Origin of the sequence: Aerococcus viridans, from assembly GCF_001543285.1 — a bacterium.
GTDB classification, from domain to species: Bacteria; Bacillota; Bacilli; order Lactobacillales; family Aerococcaceae; genus Aerococcus; species Aerococcus viridans.
The window spans coordinates 1383055-1400572 of the sequence record NZ_CP014164.1 but is presented as its reverse complement, the minus strand read 5'-3'; the positions used below and the strand labels follow the sequence as shown (position 1 = coordinate 1400572).

The following is a 17518-nucleotide window of genomic DNA, read 5'->3' as shown; positions in this document are numbered from 1 at the left end:
AGAGGGGTTAGCTTTGGCTAGCCTCTTTTTTTCGCAAATTTCGTAAAATGCCTCTAAAAAACGCCTGCCGACAATTATCAGCAGACGTTTTGTATTTATTTCGTTTTCACTTTTTTCTTGTTGAAGACATATACACAAACTAGAATTAATCCGGTTGCGATTGTAATGGCGACACCTAATATCAAGCCTTGTGGGATGTAGTAGAAGGTGACTTCATAATCACCGGCTTCTTGGAATTGGAGACCCATAAAACCACCGTTTAATAGGGGCAGGGTATTGACTTCTTGGCCGTTGACTTTGGCGTGCCAGCCTTCTGCATATGGGACAGTAACCATCAAGTATTCACTTGGATCGTCTACAGTAACGGTGCCTGAGAAAGCCCCATTTGAGAAGTCAGTTAGTGCCAACTGATTTTGCTTCAAGTCTTCTGCCATGGTGGAAACTTTTTCCTGGTCAAGGGTATAGAGGTTGATATCCGCTAGGGTTGTGTCGTCATCTAGCAATTGGATGGTAAATACTTTCTCTGCGCCTTGTTCGTCGTTGGCAATATTAAATAATTGTATCGACTGGTAGGAAGAATCGTAGTCCAATGGCTCGCCGTCTAAGTAATATTTGACTTCTTCATCGTTCAAGAATGAAGGGACAGTAATGTAATAAGCTTGGTTGGTTTTCACATTGATATGGATATCAATAAATGAATCTTCTCCGGTGTCATCACGGGTATAAGCTGTATTTACCACTGAAGCGTCTTGTGAATCAACATGGAAAAGGTCCACGCTGGCAAAGTTGGCAATCTCAAATTGTGAAAGGTCAATGCCTTCTGTTGTGCCCTTTCCGCTCAAGACATTCAACAATTCATCTTGCAGGTAAACTGGGTTGACGTCATCAATGGCGACATCTTGGATATCTTGGCTGACCATATAGGCAAGCGACAAGGCATTGGGATTTTCATGGATGATTAATTGGTCTGTGACTTCTGTGATAGGGTATCCACTCAAGTCAGCTCTTGTTGACATGACCCGGTTTTTTAAGGCGCCTTGATCATCTTCAAACGGTGTGACGTCAAAGTAATATTGGACACCAAATAGGGCGTCTGTCAGTAGAGTCCCTGTTGTATAGTTGGTAAAGCCGTCTGACATAGGTTGCCCTAATTGCTTGAACAATTGGGTGGTGTTTCGTTCCATTGTTGAGTTGAAATGGTTCAAGTCATAGTAACCCAGCTGCATGGCATCATTTTTTGTCCGCTGGAAGGTCTTGGTCATCCGGTAGAATTCGTTTTCTCCGGGCGCATAGGCTGCGATTTCTGGTTTGATTTCAGCGATATAATCCGCAAAGTCATCGTGTTTCAAGTAAGAAATAGAGGAAATAGTGATCACTGAGTTAGCAAACACTTCACTCATGGTGATGAACAATAGGAGGATGTAAATCAACCGGTCGAAGTCAACAGCCATCATCAGTAGGGCAGTGACCCCAACGAATAAGACGAAGGAGACTAGGACGGTTGTGACTGAAATATAGTCGAATTCTTCAATCTTATAGAGTAGGTAACCATAGGCAATAGCAAAAGGTATCAGCAAAGCTATTGCACTTTTAATGGATAAGACAGTTTTTTGTCGGTAGAGCTGGTAGCCGATAAATAATAGAAAGAATGAAAAGACGAATGAAAAACGGTACGGGTACCAGATTGGGTATTGGAACCCGTGCCAAATCAAGTTTAGCCCTGAAATGTTCATGGATAATAATAGGGCCGTCGTCAATCCACCGGCGACTAATCGTTCTTGCCAAGGAATCTTCTTATTGAAAAAGTAAAGGATGGCCATGATAAGCGCTAGACTTCCTACGAAAATATTGGGCAATCCTTCTGGCATTTGGTCAAAGTTAAAGGCCCCTAGGATGAATTTTGACACAATATCGTATAAAGGATAATCGGTGGTCAATTCCAGTTCGGGTGACGATTGTTGCCCTTTACTGGTTGATAATGCATAGAATGTCGGCATTAAAATAAAGGCAGCTAAACCACCACCTGCGAGTGACCAACCGGCAAATTTACCAAATGTTTGTATGAAATAGGTTTTCAAACTGGTAAAGTAGCTTGCTTGATATTGCGCGGTTGGCGCCAAGTCCTGGTTGAATCTTTCCATCTGGTCTTGACCGTGTAAGTCAGCTCGTCCATGAGCGACCATCCGGTAGCAGAAAAATAGGATTAAGAATAAACAAATCATGTAGCCGATATAGTAATTCGAGATTAGGATAAGGGCTAGCCAGCCTACATAGGTCCAGCCAGATTGACCGCGCATGACCTTTTCTAAACCCCAAATGAGAAAGGGAAGGAAGATGACACCGTCTAGCCACATGACGTTTAGTTGGTTGGCGGACAGGTAGCCGATGAAGGCGTAGGCGAATGAAAATGTGAGTGATTGCCAAGTCACTTCGTTATAGAACCGACCTAACATGAACTGGAAGGCGGATGCTGCGGTGGCGAGTTTGAGTATGACAATCAAGGCGACGGCAAAGGAAAGCCAGGATTGCGGGAAAAATAGCAAGAAAATTAAGTAGGGGGACATGAGGTAGTAAGACCAGGTCCCGACCATTTCGCCTCCGGTGGCTTTTGAGAAGGAATAGAAAATCTGATCCCAATTACCTTGGAAGATGTCTCGGTAGTATTGATAGAAATCGATATATTGTTGGCCTAGGTCGACAGTCATGATGGTGCCATTGCCGAATGGAAATATTTTTAGGCCAAAGATAAAGAAGAGTCCCATCAGGATAAAGACTGCTAGAAACAAGCCAATCATTGAAGCTTTGAGTGGGTGTTTCTGACATTTCTGTTGAATCGTTTTTATGTATTGCGTCATGACACGAACTCCTTTTTGATAATTGCTTTTAGCATATCATATTTCGCAGATTGATTGCCTTGTTTAAAGATTTTTTACAAAAATAAAAACTTCTGGGATTTTTAGATGGATATAGGGATTCTTAATAATTTATACGAGTCTTAGGACCATTTTTTGTGTATAATTAAAAAAGATGATGCTAGCTTGAGTGGACTGAACTATTTGGCTGCATATAAGTGTTTTAATTGAAAGTAGGTGACAAGTTGGATCAAGGTAATCAAAATAAACAACCGAAGCAACATGAGGGTGCTGAGGAAAAGTTGAATAAAATGGGTTCTGATGATCAAGACCAACCAAAAAGACGTGCACCAATATGGGGCTCCTTTTTAAACCGTTTGAACGTGATGCTGATAGGGATTTTTGTCCTGTTTGCAATACTTATTTTGCGTTTATCTTATTTGCAACTCGTTCAAGGGGATATGTTCTCTGATCTGGTGAATGCGACAGAAACAACTATTGTTGAGGAATCGGTCCCTCGTGGGTTGATTGTTGATTCTGAAGGCGAATTGATGGTGTCTAATGAGGCTTTACCAGCAATTTCTTATACACGTGGCCAGGACACTTCTGGTGAGGATATGGCCCGAACAGCGCAGAATCTAGCTAAATATATAGCTATAGATTTCGAGGATGTATCCGATCGTGACCTGCAGGATTATTTTGTAGCAGCCAATACAGATGTCATCAATGACCGGTTAACGGACGATGAGGCCGCTGCAGCGGATGATGAAATTTACGCCATCCAAGTGAGTAAAGTGACTGACGACGACTTGAATGGTCTAAGTGACCAAGATAAGGAAGCAGCAGTTATTTTTGCCAAAATGAATGCCGCCTCGTCACTCTCAACTGTCATGATTAAAAATGATGGGGTAACTACTGAAGAAATGGCCGTTGTGGCAGAGCGTTCAGCTGAGTTACCAGGTGTCAATGTGACAACCGATTGGAAACGGACTTACCCGCAAGATTCATTACTACGTTCATTGCTTGGGAGTGTATCTTCTACAGAAGAAGGGATTCCAAGCGACCAACGAGATTTCTACCTGGCTAAGGGTTATGCCCTAAATGATCGGGTAGGGGTGTCTTATATTGAAGAACAGTATGAAGCGGATTTACGTGGTTCAAAAACGACCTATGAAACAGAAGTGAGTCAAGACGGAGAAATTATCAACTCTGAACAGACTTATGCTGGAGAAATGGGGAATACGGTTCAGTTGACCATTGATTCTGAATACCAAGCGGAATTAGAAGCTTATGCAACTCAGTATTTAGAAGATGCGACAACTGAAGACAACAATTCTATCTATATTGTAGCGTCTGATCCTGATACGGGGGCTATTTACGCCTTAGTTGGTAAGAAGAAAAATTCAGATGGTGAAATTGTTGATGATGCCTTAGGTACGATTAATAGCGTCTTTGTATCCGGGTCTGTTGTAAAACCTGCAACGATTGCCGCTGGTTACGGAGAAGGCTTGCTTGAAGTTGGTTCAGACAATGAAATCACCGATGAACCCCTATACTTCTCCGGTACGCCAGTTAAAGCTTCTTGGTGGTTGACATCTGATAACGATTCAACGCCAAGAATCTTAACGGATAAACAAGCCTCAGCTCAATCTTCCAACGTCTACATGATTAAATTGGCCATGGCAATGGGTGGTGTAAACTACTACGAACCATACATGGACTTGTCAGAACTGGATACAGATGCCGTGTATGATACCTTACGTGACTACTATGCAGAATTTGGTTTAGGTGTATCGACTGGTATTGACTTGGAAAATGAATCAACTGGTCTAATCGGAGCCGATACTGGTGACCCAGGTAACGCACTTGACTTGTCTTTTGGTCAGTTTGATACCTACTCACCAATTCAATTAAACCAATATATCTCAACCATTGCGAATGGTGGTACCCGCTATGCTTTACATGTGCTAGATAAGATTTTGGCACCTACCGAAGACGAGGAGACTGCTGGCGATGGAGCAACGGTTTACGAATATCAACCAACTGTATTGAATGAATTGTCGATTACAGATGAAATGCTTGCGGAAGTGCAAGAGGGTATCTGGTCTGTTATCCATACTTCAACTGGTTTGGGGAACGCTATTTTTGCTAATTTCCCAATTGAAGTAGCGGGTAAATCAGGTACTGCGACAGTATCTGATACGCTTGAAAATTCAACTTGGGCCGGATGGGCACCGTATGATGATCCTGAAATTGCGGTTTCTATCGTTATCCCAGGAACAACACCTGATGTGTCTGTATCTGCCCAAGCTGCTGCACCAAATGTCTTAGGTTTATACTATGATATTGAAGAATATCAAAATAAAGTAGCTGACCAGTTGGCAGAAAACGCGGAAGCATCAGCAGAAGAGGCGGAAGCATTAGAAGAAGCACAATAATTGTGCGTGGCGCTGTGACACTCAAATTACAGCCCCATGCTAATCATTTTAAGTGTATGACCAATTTTTTTCACAAGACTAAAAAATATTTGGCATATAGGTTAAGATTATGGTACAATAATCGAGTATGGTTACTGTATATCAGTTAATAATTTTATTGTATTGGAGGGGTATCACATGCGTGTGAACATTATTTTAGAAAACACTGAATTAAAAGGCGAACGTGTTTACTTAACAGAGAAAAACCGTCGTAACAATCCAGACCGTTTAGAATTAAAAAAATATAGTCCAAAATTACGTAAAGTTTGTGTCTTCAAAGAGGTAAAATAATCTAATGCAAATTAGATAACTGACTCGGTAACACACAAATCATAAATACGTATTTACTATTGGGAGACCTGCATTGGCGTTTGCGCTGGTGTGGGTCTTTTTTTGCCTTTGTTTGTGGTGTCTTGTGGAAGAATTCTAAAGTTTTCTTGTAGGCAGCTGCCATTTTGTGATTATCCTGAAAACTAGGGTATAATATGTGAAAGTACATTCACTATTAAAAAGGAGCTAAGCATGTTTACGAGAAAACCTTTTGTGACGTATACCTTGCTAGGTATTCAAATTATTTTATTTATTATGATGGAATTTATGGGCAGTTCCGAAAGTTCTGCCACCTTATTATTATTTGGGGCTAAATTTAATCCTTTAATTGCTGCAGGAGAGTATTGGCGATTAATTACCCCCATGTTCTTGCATATTGGCATTGTTCATTTATTGATTAATTCTATTACCCTGTATTATTTAGGTAGTATGGTTGAAAATATTGCAGGCCACTGGCGCTATTTGGTGATTTACCTGGCTTCTGGCTTGATGGGGAACTTGTTCTCTTACCAATTTTCTGAAAATATCTCAGCTGGGGCATCGACTGCCTTGTTTGGTTTGTTTGCTGTTTTCCTAGCGCTTAAAAATCTCTTCCCGAGAAATCGCCATATCCAAAGCATTGGTTCGCAATATTTAACCCTTGTGGGGATTAACTTGGTCTTTGGTATGATGGGTTCAGGGATTGATATTTGGGGCCATGTGGGCGGATTAGTAGGTGGTTTCTTAGTGACCATGGCGCTAATTCGCGGGGAAGGGCCAGATCAACGGTTGACGCAACGTATTGGTTCAGCTGCTACCTTTGTAGTGATTGCTGGATTTATTTTGATCAACCACGGCATTTTCAATACTTTAATAGGTGGTTAGGAGCATTTATTTGATAGAAGAGACGAAAACAATTTTAGACAAGAAGGACATTCGCAACCGGACTCTTAAATATTGGGAGGCTTTACCAGAGGGTGATCGAATTGCTTTGCAAGCAGATATTTATGCCCAATTATTTACCAATGAAGCCTTTATTCAAGCCGATACCATTACCACAACCATTGCCCATCCAGGCGAAATTGATACGAAACCCATTATTGATTACGCCTTAACCATTGGCAAAAAGATATATGTGCCTAAAACCTATCCCAATCGTCAAATGGCATTTGCTAAGTATCAAGGGATGGATGCCTTGGAGAAGACGAAATTCGGTATTTACGAACCAACAGCAGACGCTGATTTTATCGATAAAGAGGCCATTGACTTGGTGCTTGTACCAGGTTTGTTTTTTAGACCAGATGGTTACCGTGTAGGCCATGGTGGTGGTTTTTACGATATTTTCCTAGCGGATTACCCAGGAAACAAGATTGCCTTAGCTCTTCCAGGCATGGTCTCTGATAAAGTGACCTTTGAAATTGATGATTTTGATATTCCAGTGGACCAAATTATTGTTGGGGAAATATAAATATTATGCAACCGGTATCATTTTTTTGCTTAAAAACCTAAATTTTTTTGTTAAAGTCTGATAAAATAGAGTTATGTAATGAATAGATAAGAGGGAGTTATGATAATGACTAAGAAAATATTCGGTATCGACCTTGGTGGTACATCAATAAAATTAGCAGTTGTTTCAATTGAAGGCGAAATTATTGATAAATGGTCAGTGCCTACAGATACTAAAGAAGACGGCCAACACATTATTCCAGATTTAATTCTAGCTGTTCAAGAAAAAATGCTAGAAAATAATTGGACTAACGAAGATATTCTAGGCATTGGTATGGGGTCTCCAGGCTTTGTGAATCGGGAAAAAGGTACGGTTGCTGGTGCATATAACTTAGCTTGGGTTGAAGAACAGCCCGTTGCAGATCTGATTCGTAGCCACTTCAATGCAGATTGGCCAATTTTAATCGAAAACGACGCTAATGTTGCGGCTTTAGGTGAGCAATGGAAGGGTGCCGGTGACCACGCGGATAATGTTGTCTTGGTGACTTTAGGTACTGGTGTTGGTGGTGGTGTTATTGTCAATGACCAATTGGTCGTTGGACAAGGTGCTGCTGGTGAAATTGGGCATATGTTCTCTAAGGATGGTGGCCGTAAATGTACTTGTGGTCAACATGGCTGTTTAGAAACTGTGGCCTCTGCGTCAGGTATCGTATGGACTGCTGGTGAATTAGCGTATACTATGGATGATACGGGTTCTACCATTCAAGGTCGTATTTTTAACGGAGACCCTGTAACGTCTGAAGATATCTTTAGAGCGGCCGAAGCGGGTGACCGTTTTGCAGAAGCTGTTGTTGATGAAACGATGGGACATTTAGGACGTGCATTAGGGCAAGTGGCTGCCGTAACTAATCCAGAATATATTTTAATTGGTGGTGGGGTTGCCAATGCTGGTCAATACTTACTAGATAAAGTAACAGACTATTTCCACAATTCGGTATATCCTGGTGTTGGACAGACCACAAGTATTCGTCTAGCTACTTTGGGGAATGATGCAGGTGTGTATGGTGCTGCGTCACTAGTTATGAAAAATATTTAGACTTTGTCGTTAGAAGGGAAAAACAACACTTATGATCAACTTTGTTACTATCTCTTGGCTTATTTTAATTGTCGTATTATTGGTTTGGGGAGGCTTCTGGTTATACAGCTACCTATTGCGTCGTAACAACGCAACCATGATTTCTCAAGAAGATTTCCAACAAACCATGCAATCAGCACAAATTATTGATATCCGAGAAGCAAATGAATTCAACTCTGCCCATATTTTTGGTGCCCGTAATGTACCATATTCTACTTTACAACAAGGTGTGCCGGGCTTCAGTAAATCACGTCCAATTTATTTATACGCTGATGTGCACAGTTTAACTGGCCGTGCAGCGAAAAAATTAAAAGACGCTGGTTACGATAAAATCTATATCTTAAAGGGCGGCCTGAGTGAGTGGGAAGGCAAAACAAAACGTCAAGATTAATAATTTTGGAAAAGTCAGGAGTTAGCGCTCCTGGCTTTTTCTGAATGTTGTTTATCTTTAAAATGCGCACGCTAGATTAGGTTAGAAGGGTGATATGATGTTGATTAGACCAATGAAGAGACCAGAGACTAGCGTCGCCCCTCGCACCCTTTTCTTGCTTTCTGGTTCTTTCCATGCTATTATTGGCTATGCAAATAATTTAAGTAATTGCTGTGAGGTTTATTGTGTTTGTCTTTAAGCGAGCTTGTGGTTGGTGTGAACAGGTAAGACAGTCAATAATGGTTGCGCAGTAGGCAAAGTGTCACTTTACTTCGGTACATACCGTTATCATGTCCTTACAATGAAGTGAAAATGTAGGTGGTACCGAGCAATGAAATTTGCGCCCTATACTATAATTGTCTAACCATAGATTGTTATAGTATAGGGCTTTTATTTTGCCAAAAATATGAAACAAAGAAAGAGGGAAGCTTTCATGAAAGAGACTAATATGTCTACTAAATACCAACCGAATGCGGTTGAAGAAGGTCGCTATGATAAATGGGTAGCATCTGGTGTATTCGCCCCTAATGAAGATAAAACTGCTGAACCATATTCAATTGTTATTCCACCTCCCAATGTAACAGGTAAATTGCATTTAGGTCATGCTTGGGATGTGACTTTACAAGATATGTCTATCCGTCAAAAACGGATGCAAGGATACGATACTTTATGGTTACCAGGTATGGACCACGCGGGTATTGCGACGCAAGCTAAGGTTGAAGCAAAATTAGCCGAAGAAGGTATTTCTCGTTATGACCTTGGCCGCGAAAAATTCATTGACCAAGTGTGGGATTGGAAAGAAGAATATGCTGAAACTATCCGTCAACAATGGGGTAAAATGGGTATTTCTGTTGATTATTCTCGTGAACGTTTTACCTTAGATGACGGTTTAAGCGAAGCTGTGCGTAAAGTCTTCGTTGATTTATACAATAAAGACTTAATATACCGCGGTGAATATATTATCAACTGGGATCCAAAAGCACAAACTGCCTTATCTGATATGGAAGTGATTTACTCTGATGATAACGGTGCATTCTACCACATTTCATACCCATTAACAGATGGATCAGGTTCGTTAGAAATCGCTACAACACGTCCAGAAACCCTGTTAGGGGATACAGCGGTTGCAGTTCACCCGGATGACGACCGTTACACCCACTTAGTTGGTAAAACCATTACTTTACCGCTTGTTGGCCGTGAAATTCCAATCGTTGCGGACGATTACGTAGAACGTGAATTTGGGACTGGTATTGTAAAAATTACTCCTGCCCATGACCCTAACGACTTTGCAGTAGGGAACCGTCATGATTTACCACGGATCAACGTGATGAACGCTGATGCAACAATGAACGAAAATGCTGGTGAATTTGCTGGCATGACTCGTGAAGAAGCCCGTAAAGCAGTTGTTGCTGCCTTAGACGAACAAGGTTTCTTAATCCGCACAGAAGAAATGGTCCACTCAGTGGGTCACTCTGAGCGTACAGGTGTCGTTGTTGAACCACGTCTTTCAACACAGTGGTTTGTTAAAATGCGTCCATTAGCGGATAATTCATTAGAAAACCAAGACACTGAAGACCGTGTTGATTTCTACCCTCCTCGTTTTGAAAATACCTTTAAGACTTGGATGGAAAATGCCCACGACTGGGTTATCTCACGTCAATTATGGTGGGGCCACCAAATTCCAGCTTGGTACCACAAAGAAACTGGTGAAATGTATGTCGGTATGGAAGCACCTGCTGACAGTGAAAACTGGGAACAAGATCCAGACGTATTAGATACGTGGTTCTCATCTGCCTTATGGCCGTTTTCAACTATGGGGTGGCCAGATACAGATGCAGAAGACTTTAAACGTTACTACCCAACATCAACATTGGTCACTGGGTATGACATCATCTTCTTCTGGGTTGCGCGTATGATTTTCCAAGGGTTGGAATTCACTGGTCGTCGTCCATTCAAAAATGTGTTAATCCACGGTTTAATCCGTGATAGCCAAGGGCGTAAGATGTCTAAATCTCTAGGTAACGGGGTTGACCCAATGGATGTTGTTAACGAGTATGGTGCAGACGCTTTACGTTGGTTCCTAGCAACTGGTTCAACACCTGGTCAAGATATTCGGTATAACGAAGAAAAACTTGAGGCAGCTTGGAACTTCATCAACAAGATTTGGAATGCTTCTCGTTATGCCATTATGAACCTTGATGACTTAACGTATGATGAAATTGATTTATCAAACGTGAATGAAATCAAGGACCAATGGATTTTAACACGTCTAAATGAAACCATTGCATCAGTTACCGCAAACTTTGATAAGTTTGAGTTTGGTGAAGCAGGTCGTTCATTGTACCACTTCATCTGGGATGAATTTTGTAACTGGTATATTGAAATGGCCAAAGAAACCCTACAAGGTGAGGACGAAGCAGCGAAAGCAACAACTCGTTCAGTATTGGCTTACACATTAAACAACATTCTACGTTTAATGCACCCAATCATGCCGTTTGTAACAGAAGAAATCTGGGCGCATATTCCACACAAAGAGGCCTCAATCGTTACAGCTGCGTACCCAACAGTAGATGAAAACTTATCTAATCCAAAAGCTGCTTCTGATATGAACTACGTTATTTCATTGGTTAAAGCAATCCGTAACGCCCGTAACAAACAAAACGTGGCCTTATCTAAACCAATTGAAATCATTGTGAAACCACGGAACGCTGAAATTGGTCAAGCCCTTGAAGACAATATTGCCTTCATTAACCGCTTTACCAACCCAGAAAGCTTTACGATTGATACAAGTGCTGTAGCACCAGATCAAGCCGTAACCTTATTCTTTGACGGTGGAGACATTTACTTACCATTAGCTGGTTTCATTAACATCGAAGAAGAAATAGCTCGCCTGGAGAAAGAATTAACCAAATGGCAATCTGAAGTAGACCGGGTTGAGAAGAAATTGTCTAACGAACGCTTTGTGGCCAATGCTCCTGAAGCTGTCGTTGAAGAAGAACGTCAAAAAGGTAAAGATTACCAAGAGAAATTAGCTTCTACTAAAGAAAGAATCGCTGAATTACAAGGTTAATTTGACCCAAAATAACCGGTTCTTTTACAAATAGTGTTGGTAAATAATTTTAAAGCACACGAATACGTTTTTTAGTTTTTAATAATAATTAAGAAATCAATAAAGTTAAATGCCATGCACGCTGTGATGTGTTTGGCTTTTTTCTTGCCTTTAGGCAAGGGAAGTGACCAATGGGATAACATTTCTAACAAATGGTGTTTTGTCCTTCAGTGTACGTTCCTTAAAAGCCGTGGCACCAGCGAGAGCCAAGGTCTCTCTGCTTTGAAATCGAGCCTTAGTCTCGATTTCATGCTTGTTCACGGCTAAGGACGTACACTTTCAGTCCTCTTTATTCAAAAATATACCACTATCCCTGGGTTAGCTTGCCATCCCATCAAATGTATAAGGTTTAGGATTGGATGGTTTGTAATTTAATTTGAATTGGACTAAAATTCTTGCACGTAAATGATGGAAGTTCGAATATCCAAAACCTGTTCGTTTAATTAATTTAATTTTATTATTAATACCTTCGGTAGGACCATTTGATACAGTATATTTTAAAGCGTTATGTATATAAGGCAAGAATTTGGCTAATGTTCTGATAGTTCTTCTCGTACGACTTGGCAAAGTTTGGTTCTTAGTCCCACGTAGGATTTCATTGAAAATATTGATATCATGAGTTGAAATGGCATATTTTAGTTCATTCATCAGGGTATAAGTAACTAAAAGTTCGTGTGAGATACTCAAAAGATAATCAACAATACGTTGTTCTGATATCGCTTCACCAAATTGACGAACATAATGTGTATCCGTGAAATTTAAATCTTCAGCGTTCTTTAACAACAATTTCCATTGTTTTTTGAGTTTATTGTAGTCCGATGGACGGCTTGTTTTGATAGCATTCATCACTTTAATACGAATAGAATTGATTGTTTCATTCAACAGCTTTACTATATGGAATCGATCAATGACAATCTTCGCATTAGGGAAACATGTGCGGATGACCTCTAGATAAGGTGTATATAAATCAATCGAAACTGTCTTCACGCTGCTTCGAGCAGTCCAGGTAAAAGAAGAAAAGTAATCGATGAGCGACGCTTGTTTTCTATCAACGACAATATCAATTAGCCTTCTATTATGCGTGTCCACAAGGACAGCACTCATCGCATTGGCTACACGATTAGTCGATTTAAACTCATCTACACCGAGGTGATTCGGGAGATAATTTCCCTTAGGTGATAGTCCCATACTTGCTTTCATTAAAGTTCTGGCCACTGTTGGAGAAGAGACATGATAACGTTTAGCGATTAACCGCATAGATTGCGTTTCAACCAATTCGGAGCTAATTTGACTTTTAATGGTTTTAGAAATACAGCAAAATTTTTCAACTAATGGTGTTTCAGCGATAAAAGTTTGTGCACAATGTTTACAATAAAAGCGTTGCTTCTGTAATTTAAGTAAAACAGGATTAGTAGCTGTGTTCGGTAATCGAATGATAGCTAGTTTAAAGCCATGTTTGATGATATCTCGATTACCAGTATTCTTTACACCACAGTGCATACAAGCCTTAGGCTTGTACGTAAGAACCCCATGTAAAACGAAATGATTTATTTCATGATACTTTTCAAGTGGCAACAGATGCATAGATTTTGGTATTGTAATATCAATATTATTGTCGTAAATACCGCAAAGTTGTTTTATAATAGATGTATGGGACATGATTTTTCCTTCTTTCTGTATTCGTAGTGGTTTACACGCATTAAGGATATCATGTCCTTTTTGCGTACACAAAAATAGTGTCAATGAGATTCAATATGAATTCTCACCAACACTATTTATTATAGAACCAAATAACCATTTAAGAAGCCGACTTAAGCTAAATAGTCGGCTTCTTTTTTCGATTTAATCTAGGCCATACAGAAAAATATACCCAGTGATTTACACAAATAAAATACTTTTAAAGGAATTTCCGTGCTAGAATGATGTCTGGTAAGATGATAATTAAAAAAATGGGGGCATGAAATTGGCTATTTTAATGCACAATATGGCGCAAATCGAACAATGGATGGCAATGTACACCAAGTCGACGCCAAAAGATTTTTCGCGGATGGCAAGCGTGCTTGACCGCTACGACCACCCAGAGTTAAAAACACCCGCAATCCACGTGACTGGTACCAACGGCAAGGGGTCAACCTGTCGTTATATCGAGCAAATGGCGACAGCTCACGGTTACTCGACCCTCCTATTCACGTCACCACATTTGACGTCCTTAACCGAACGTATTCGCCACAATAAAGAGAATATCGACGACCAAGCATTTATTCACCTGATGAACGAAGTCCGTCACCATATCGAAGCTCTAAACATCGAAGCTATGTCCTATTTCGAAGTCCTCACTTTAGCTTTCTTTATATATGCGGGCCAGGTGGACGTCGACATCCTGATCGTTGAAGTAGGGATTGGTGGCAAAAAAGACTACACCAATATTTTCCCGCATGCCGTCCGGGTCATCACTTCTATTGGTAAAGACCATATTCCCGATTTGGGTAAAGATGAATTCGCCATTACCAAGCAAAAAGCCGGCATTATGCGCCAAGGGGATACCATGATTGTTGGGGAAATTGCCCCAGAATACTTGGCTATTATCCAAGACAAAGTGACTCAAGAGGAAGGTCAATTGATTTCTTATAAATTGCAACCGCAAATGGACATTCCACAACTTGGTTTTTACCAAGTATGGAATGCGCGGACAGCTTACGGGGCTTTTGCCGCTTTTACAAAGGAAAACGGCTTGTATTTCAACCAACAAACAGCCATTGCAGCTATTCAAGCGACGGCTTTACCAGGTCGGATGGAATTAATCGCTAACCAGCCAACCACCTATATTGATGGCGCCCACAATATTTCAGCCATTAAGGGGTTGCTAGAAGTATTAAAAGCAACTTTTGCAGATAAAAAAATAATCATGTATTTTTCAAGTTTAGACCGTAAGGAAATTAACGACTCACTGGACTATATCCAAGCACATTCAGACATTGAATTATATGTCACCACTTTTGATTATGAAGAAGCAAGAAAAGAAAACGATTATTTAGCCACGACAGATGCGAAATTTGTGAATAATTGGTATGATGATTATAAGCAATCCGCACCAGCAAATGTAGATGCCGTAGTAGTGTTCTGTGGCTCTTTCTACTTTATCTCTGAAGTGCGAGAAAAACTACAAAGTGAGGATATCTATGAAAACATCAGTAATTTTTGATATGGACGGGTTAATGCTAGACACTGAGAAGGTCTACGCCCAAGTAAACCAAGAAGGATTCGCATCGTTAGGCATTGAATTCACCATGGATGACTACCTAAAATATGTTGGGGTTGGCGAGAAGGAAACCCTTCAAATGTACGAGGAAGCCATTGGTGACAGAGAAGCGGCAGAAGCTTTATTGGCCCGCGAAGATAAACGATACCTTGAAATCATCAAAGATAAAGCGCCTGATTTAAAAGACGACTTGATCAAAGTGTTGGATACGTTAGCAGCTAAAAATGTTGATTGCTATGTCGCGTCATCAACAAATATTGAAACAGTAGAGTATTTACTAGAGGCAACAGGCATCCGGAAATACTTCAAAGGTGTGCTTGGTGGTGACCAAGTAGAAAACGCTAAGCCCGACCCAGAAATTTATCTAAAAGTTGTGGCTGATTTCAACTTAGACAAAGAAAAAACAATCGTATTAGAGGACTCTATTCATGGCGTGAATGCCGCTTATCAAGCAGGTTTAGACGTGATCATGGTTCCTGATTTGGTAGCGCCGGATGATGAAACCTACGACCGCGTTTTAGCAGTCGTTGGCCGTCTTGGTGACGCCTTACCATTTTTAGATTAAATAAATTTGATTGGTACTCTCGTGTGCCAGTCTTTTTTTAGTGCGAAAGTGCTTTTGGGCAAAAAGGAGTAGACGTCAACTTGCTGGCCCCCTGATTTATGGCGGTTTGGCCAGCCAAGACAAGAAGTGTCCTTTTTAAGAAAATATTAGATTTGCAGTCAAGTATGCTAGAATATAATGAGAAAATGATGTCATAGAAAGAGGTTTTGTCATGTTAACAGATATTCAAATTGCCCAACAAAATGCGTTGGCACCGATAAGTGAAATTGCTGAAAAAATTGGTTTTAATGTGGACGATATCGATTTATATGGAAAATATAAGGCCAAGGTACCTGCAAAAACCTTGGAAAAAATTGAATCGAATGAAAACGGCAAGTTGATTTTGGTGACAGCTATAAACCCGACCCCTGCAGGTGAAGGGAAATCGACAACTACAGTCGGTTTAGGGGATGCTTTGAGTCAGCGCGGCAAGTCAACCATGATCGCCTTACGTGAGCCTTCGTTAGGGCCAACTATGGGGGTTAAGGGTGGTGCTGCCGGTGGTGGTTACGCGCAAATCCAACCGATGGAAGATATTAACCTGCATTTCACAGGCGACATGCATGCCATTACAACAGCCAATAATACCTTATCTGCTTTAATCGACAACCACATCCACCAAGGGAATGAATTGGCTATCGACGTCCGCCGGGTGACTTGGAAGCGGGCGGTTGACTTGAATGACCGTGCTTTACGCGAGGTTACAGTAGCCTTAGGTGGCATTGGGAACGGCTTCCCGCGTCAAGATGGATTTGACATTACGGTGGCGTCAGAAATTATGGCGATTTTGTGTTTAGCGACAGACCTAGAAGACATGCGTGCGCGGTTTGCCCGGATTGTCATTGGGGAAAACCGCGACCGTCAACCAATTACTGTAGCTGATTTGGGGGCTGAAGGTGCTTTAACCTTGGTCATGAAGGATGCTATTGCGCCGAATTTAGTGCAGACTTTAGAGCATACGCCAGCATTTGTGCATGGTGGGCCATTTGCCAATATCGCCCATGGTTGTAACTCAGTTGTGGCGACACATGCAGCCTTGAAACTAGCGGATTATGTGGTGACTGAAGCAGGATTCGGGGCTGATTTAGGGGCCGAGAAATTCATGGACATTAAAGTGCCCGTCCTTGGAAAAGCGCCGGATGCAGTCGTTATTGTAGCGACTATTCGTTCATTGAAAATGCACGGTGGTGTTTTAGTGAAAGACTTGAATGAAGGCGAAAATGTTGAAGCGGTGACGGCTGGTTTTGCCAATCTGCAAAAACATATTGAAACCATGCAAAATTTCCAAGTGCCAGTGGTTGTTTGTGTGAATGAATTCGTGACGGATACCGAAGCGGAAGAACAGGTTGTCTTAGACAAATGTGCTGAGCTTGGGGTGGTGTGTGTGAAATCATCTGTATGGGCTGATGGTGGCCAGGGTGGTTTGGACTTGGCGGACGCTGTCGTTACTGCAATTGAAGGTAATGACCAGGAATTTAAAGCGACTTATGCTTATGAAGAAACAAATTTAGAAGAGAAAGCCCGTGCTATTGTACAAAAGGTATATGGCGGACGTGATGTTGTCTTTTCTAAGAAAGCTCAGAATCAAATGCGTCGTTTCGAGAAAAATGGCTGGGGTAATTTACCAATCTGTATGGCGAAAACCCAATATTCACTATCTGATGATCCAAAATCTTTGGGTCGACCAGAAGACTTTGATGTGACCGTACGTGAATTGGTGCCCAAAATTGGGGCTGGCTTTATTGTGGCCTTGACGGGTGATGTGTTAACGATGCCTGGCTTGCCAAAACATCCAGCAGCCTTGGATATGGATATTAAAAAAGATGGCGAAATCACTGGTTTGTTCTAGGGTTTTCTGTGGCATCAGCTAAAAATATAAGTGGATTTATGAGAGAGC

The 17518-nt window shown here is 41.1% G+C and carries 12 protein-coding genes; 10 read left to right on the top strand and 2 right to left on the bottom strand.

Translation table 11 applies throughout. The features are described from left to right. Positions 1–95: 95 nt before the first annotated feature. The gene (locus tag AWM76_RS06685; protein ID WP_003141753.1) at positions 96–2855 is read right to left on the bottom strand and encodes a YfhO family protein; all 2760 of its coding nucleotides are present in this window, start codon (positions 2853–2855) and stop codon (positions 96–98) included. A 242-nt stretch (positions 2856–3097) separates the two neighbouring features. Between AWM76_RS06685 and AWM76_RS06680 the strand changes: the two genes are divergently transcribed. The 7 genes from AWM76_RS06680 to AWM76_RS06650 all read left to right on the top strand — a co-directional run bounded on the left by AWM76_RS06680 (position 3098) and on the right by AWM76_RS06650 (position 11719). Further along, positions 3098–5290, top strand: coding sequence for a peptidoglycan D,D-transpeptidase FtsI family protein (locus tag AWM76_RS06680; protein ID WP_235585484.1), 2193 nt, complete (start codon positions 3098–3100; stop codon positions 5288–5290). Between the two features lie 177 nt (positions 5291–5467). Then, complete coding sequence (rpmG, locus tag AWM76_RS06675; RefSeq protein WP_003141750.1) at positions 5468–5620, top strand: 50S ribosomal protein L33; 153 nt, start codon at positions 5468–5470, stop codon at positions 5618–5620. A gap of 231 nt (positions 5621–5851) precedes the next feature. Then, positions 5852–6523: a rhomboid family intramembrane serine protease gene (locus AWM76_RS06670; protein WP_003141749.1), complete on the top strand. Its 672-nt coding sequence runs from the start codon at positions 5852–5854 to the stop codon at positions 6521–6523. 10 nt (positions 6524–6533) lie between these two features. After that, positions 6534–7106 carry a 5-formyltetrahydrofolate cyclo-ligase gene (locus AWM76_RS06665; RefSeq protein ID WP_039935060.1) on the top strand — a complete coding sequence of 191 codons (573 nt, stop codon included), beginning with the start codon at positions 6534–6536 and terminating at the stop codon, positions 7104–7106. 105 nt (positions 7107–7211) lie between these two features. Further along, the gene (locus AWM76_RS06660) at positions 7212–8180 is read left to right on the top strand and encodes an ROK family glucokinase (RefSeq protein WP_039935058.1); all 969 of its coding nucleotides are present in this window, start codon (positions 7212–7214) and stop codon (positions 8178–8180) included. A gap of 31 nt (positions 8181–8211) precedes the next feature. Further along, on the top strand, positions 8212–8610 hold the full coding sequence (locus AWM76_RS06655; RefSeq protein ID WP_003141742.1) for a rhodanese-like domain-containing protein: 399 nt from the start codon (positions 8212–8214) through the stop codon (positions 8608–8610). Positions 8611–9082: 472 nt separating this feature from the next. Next, positions 9083–11719: a valine--tRNA ligase gene (locus tag AWM76_RS06650; protein WP_039935054.1), complete on the top strand. Its 2637-nt coding sequence runs from the start codon at positions 9083–9085 to the stop codon at positions 11717–11719. 357 nt (positions 11720–12076) lie between these two features. Here AWM76_RS06650 and AWM76_RS06645 read toward each other — a convergent pair whose 3' ends face one another. Next, positions 12077–13417: an ISL3 family transposase gene (locus AWM76_RS06645; protein WP_060779362.1), complete on the bottom strand. Its 1341-nt coding sequence runs from the start codon at positions 13415–13417 to the stop codon at positions 12077–12079. A 298-nt stretch (positions 13418–13715) separates the two neighbouring features. Here AWM76_RS06645 and AWM76_RS06640 point away from each other — a divergent pair, with 298 nt between their 5' ends. The 3 genes from AWM76_RS06640 to AWM76_RS06630 all read left to right on the top strand — a co-directional run bounded on the left by AWM76_RS06640 (position 13716) and on the right by AWM76_RS06630 (position 17470). Next, the gene (locus AWM76_RS06640) at positions 13716–14960 is read left to right on the top strand and encodes a bifunctional folylpolyglutamate synthase/dihydrofolate synthase (protein ID WP_003141577.1); all 1245 of its coding nucleotides are present in this window, start codon (positions 13716–13718) and stop codon (positions 14958–14960) included. Continuing rightward, positions 14938–15582 carry an HAD family hydrolase gene (locus tag AWM76_RS06635; protein ID WP_003141579.1) on the top strand — a complete coding sequence of 215 codons (645 nt, stop codon included), beginning with the start codon at positions 14938–14940 and terminating at the stop codon, positions 15580–15582. Before AWM76_RS06640 ends, AWM76_RS06635 begins: the two co-directional genes overlap by 23 nt. Before the next feature lie 211 nt (positions 15583–15793). Then, positions 15794–17470 carry a formate--tetrahydrofolate ligase gene (locus tag AWM76_RS06630; protein WP_003141581.1) on the top strand — a complete coding sequence of 559 codons (1677 nt, stop codon included), beginning with the start codon at positions 15794–15796 and terminating at the stop codon, positions 17468–17470. Positions 17471–17518: the final 48 nt, after the last annotated feature.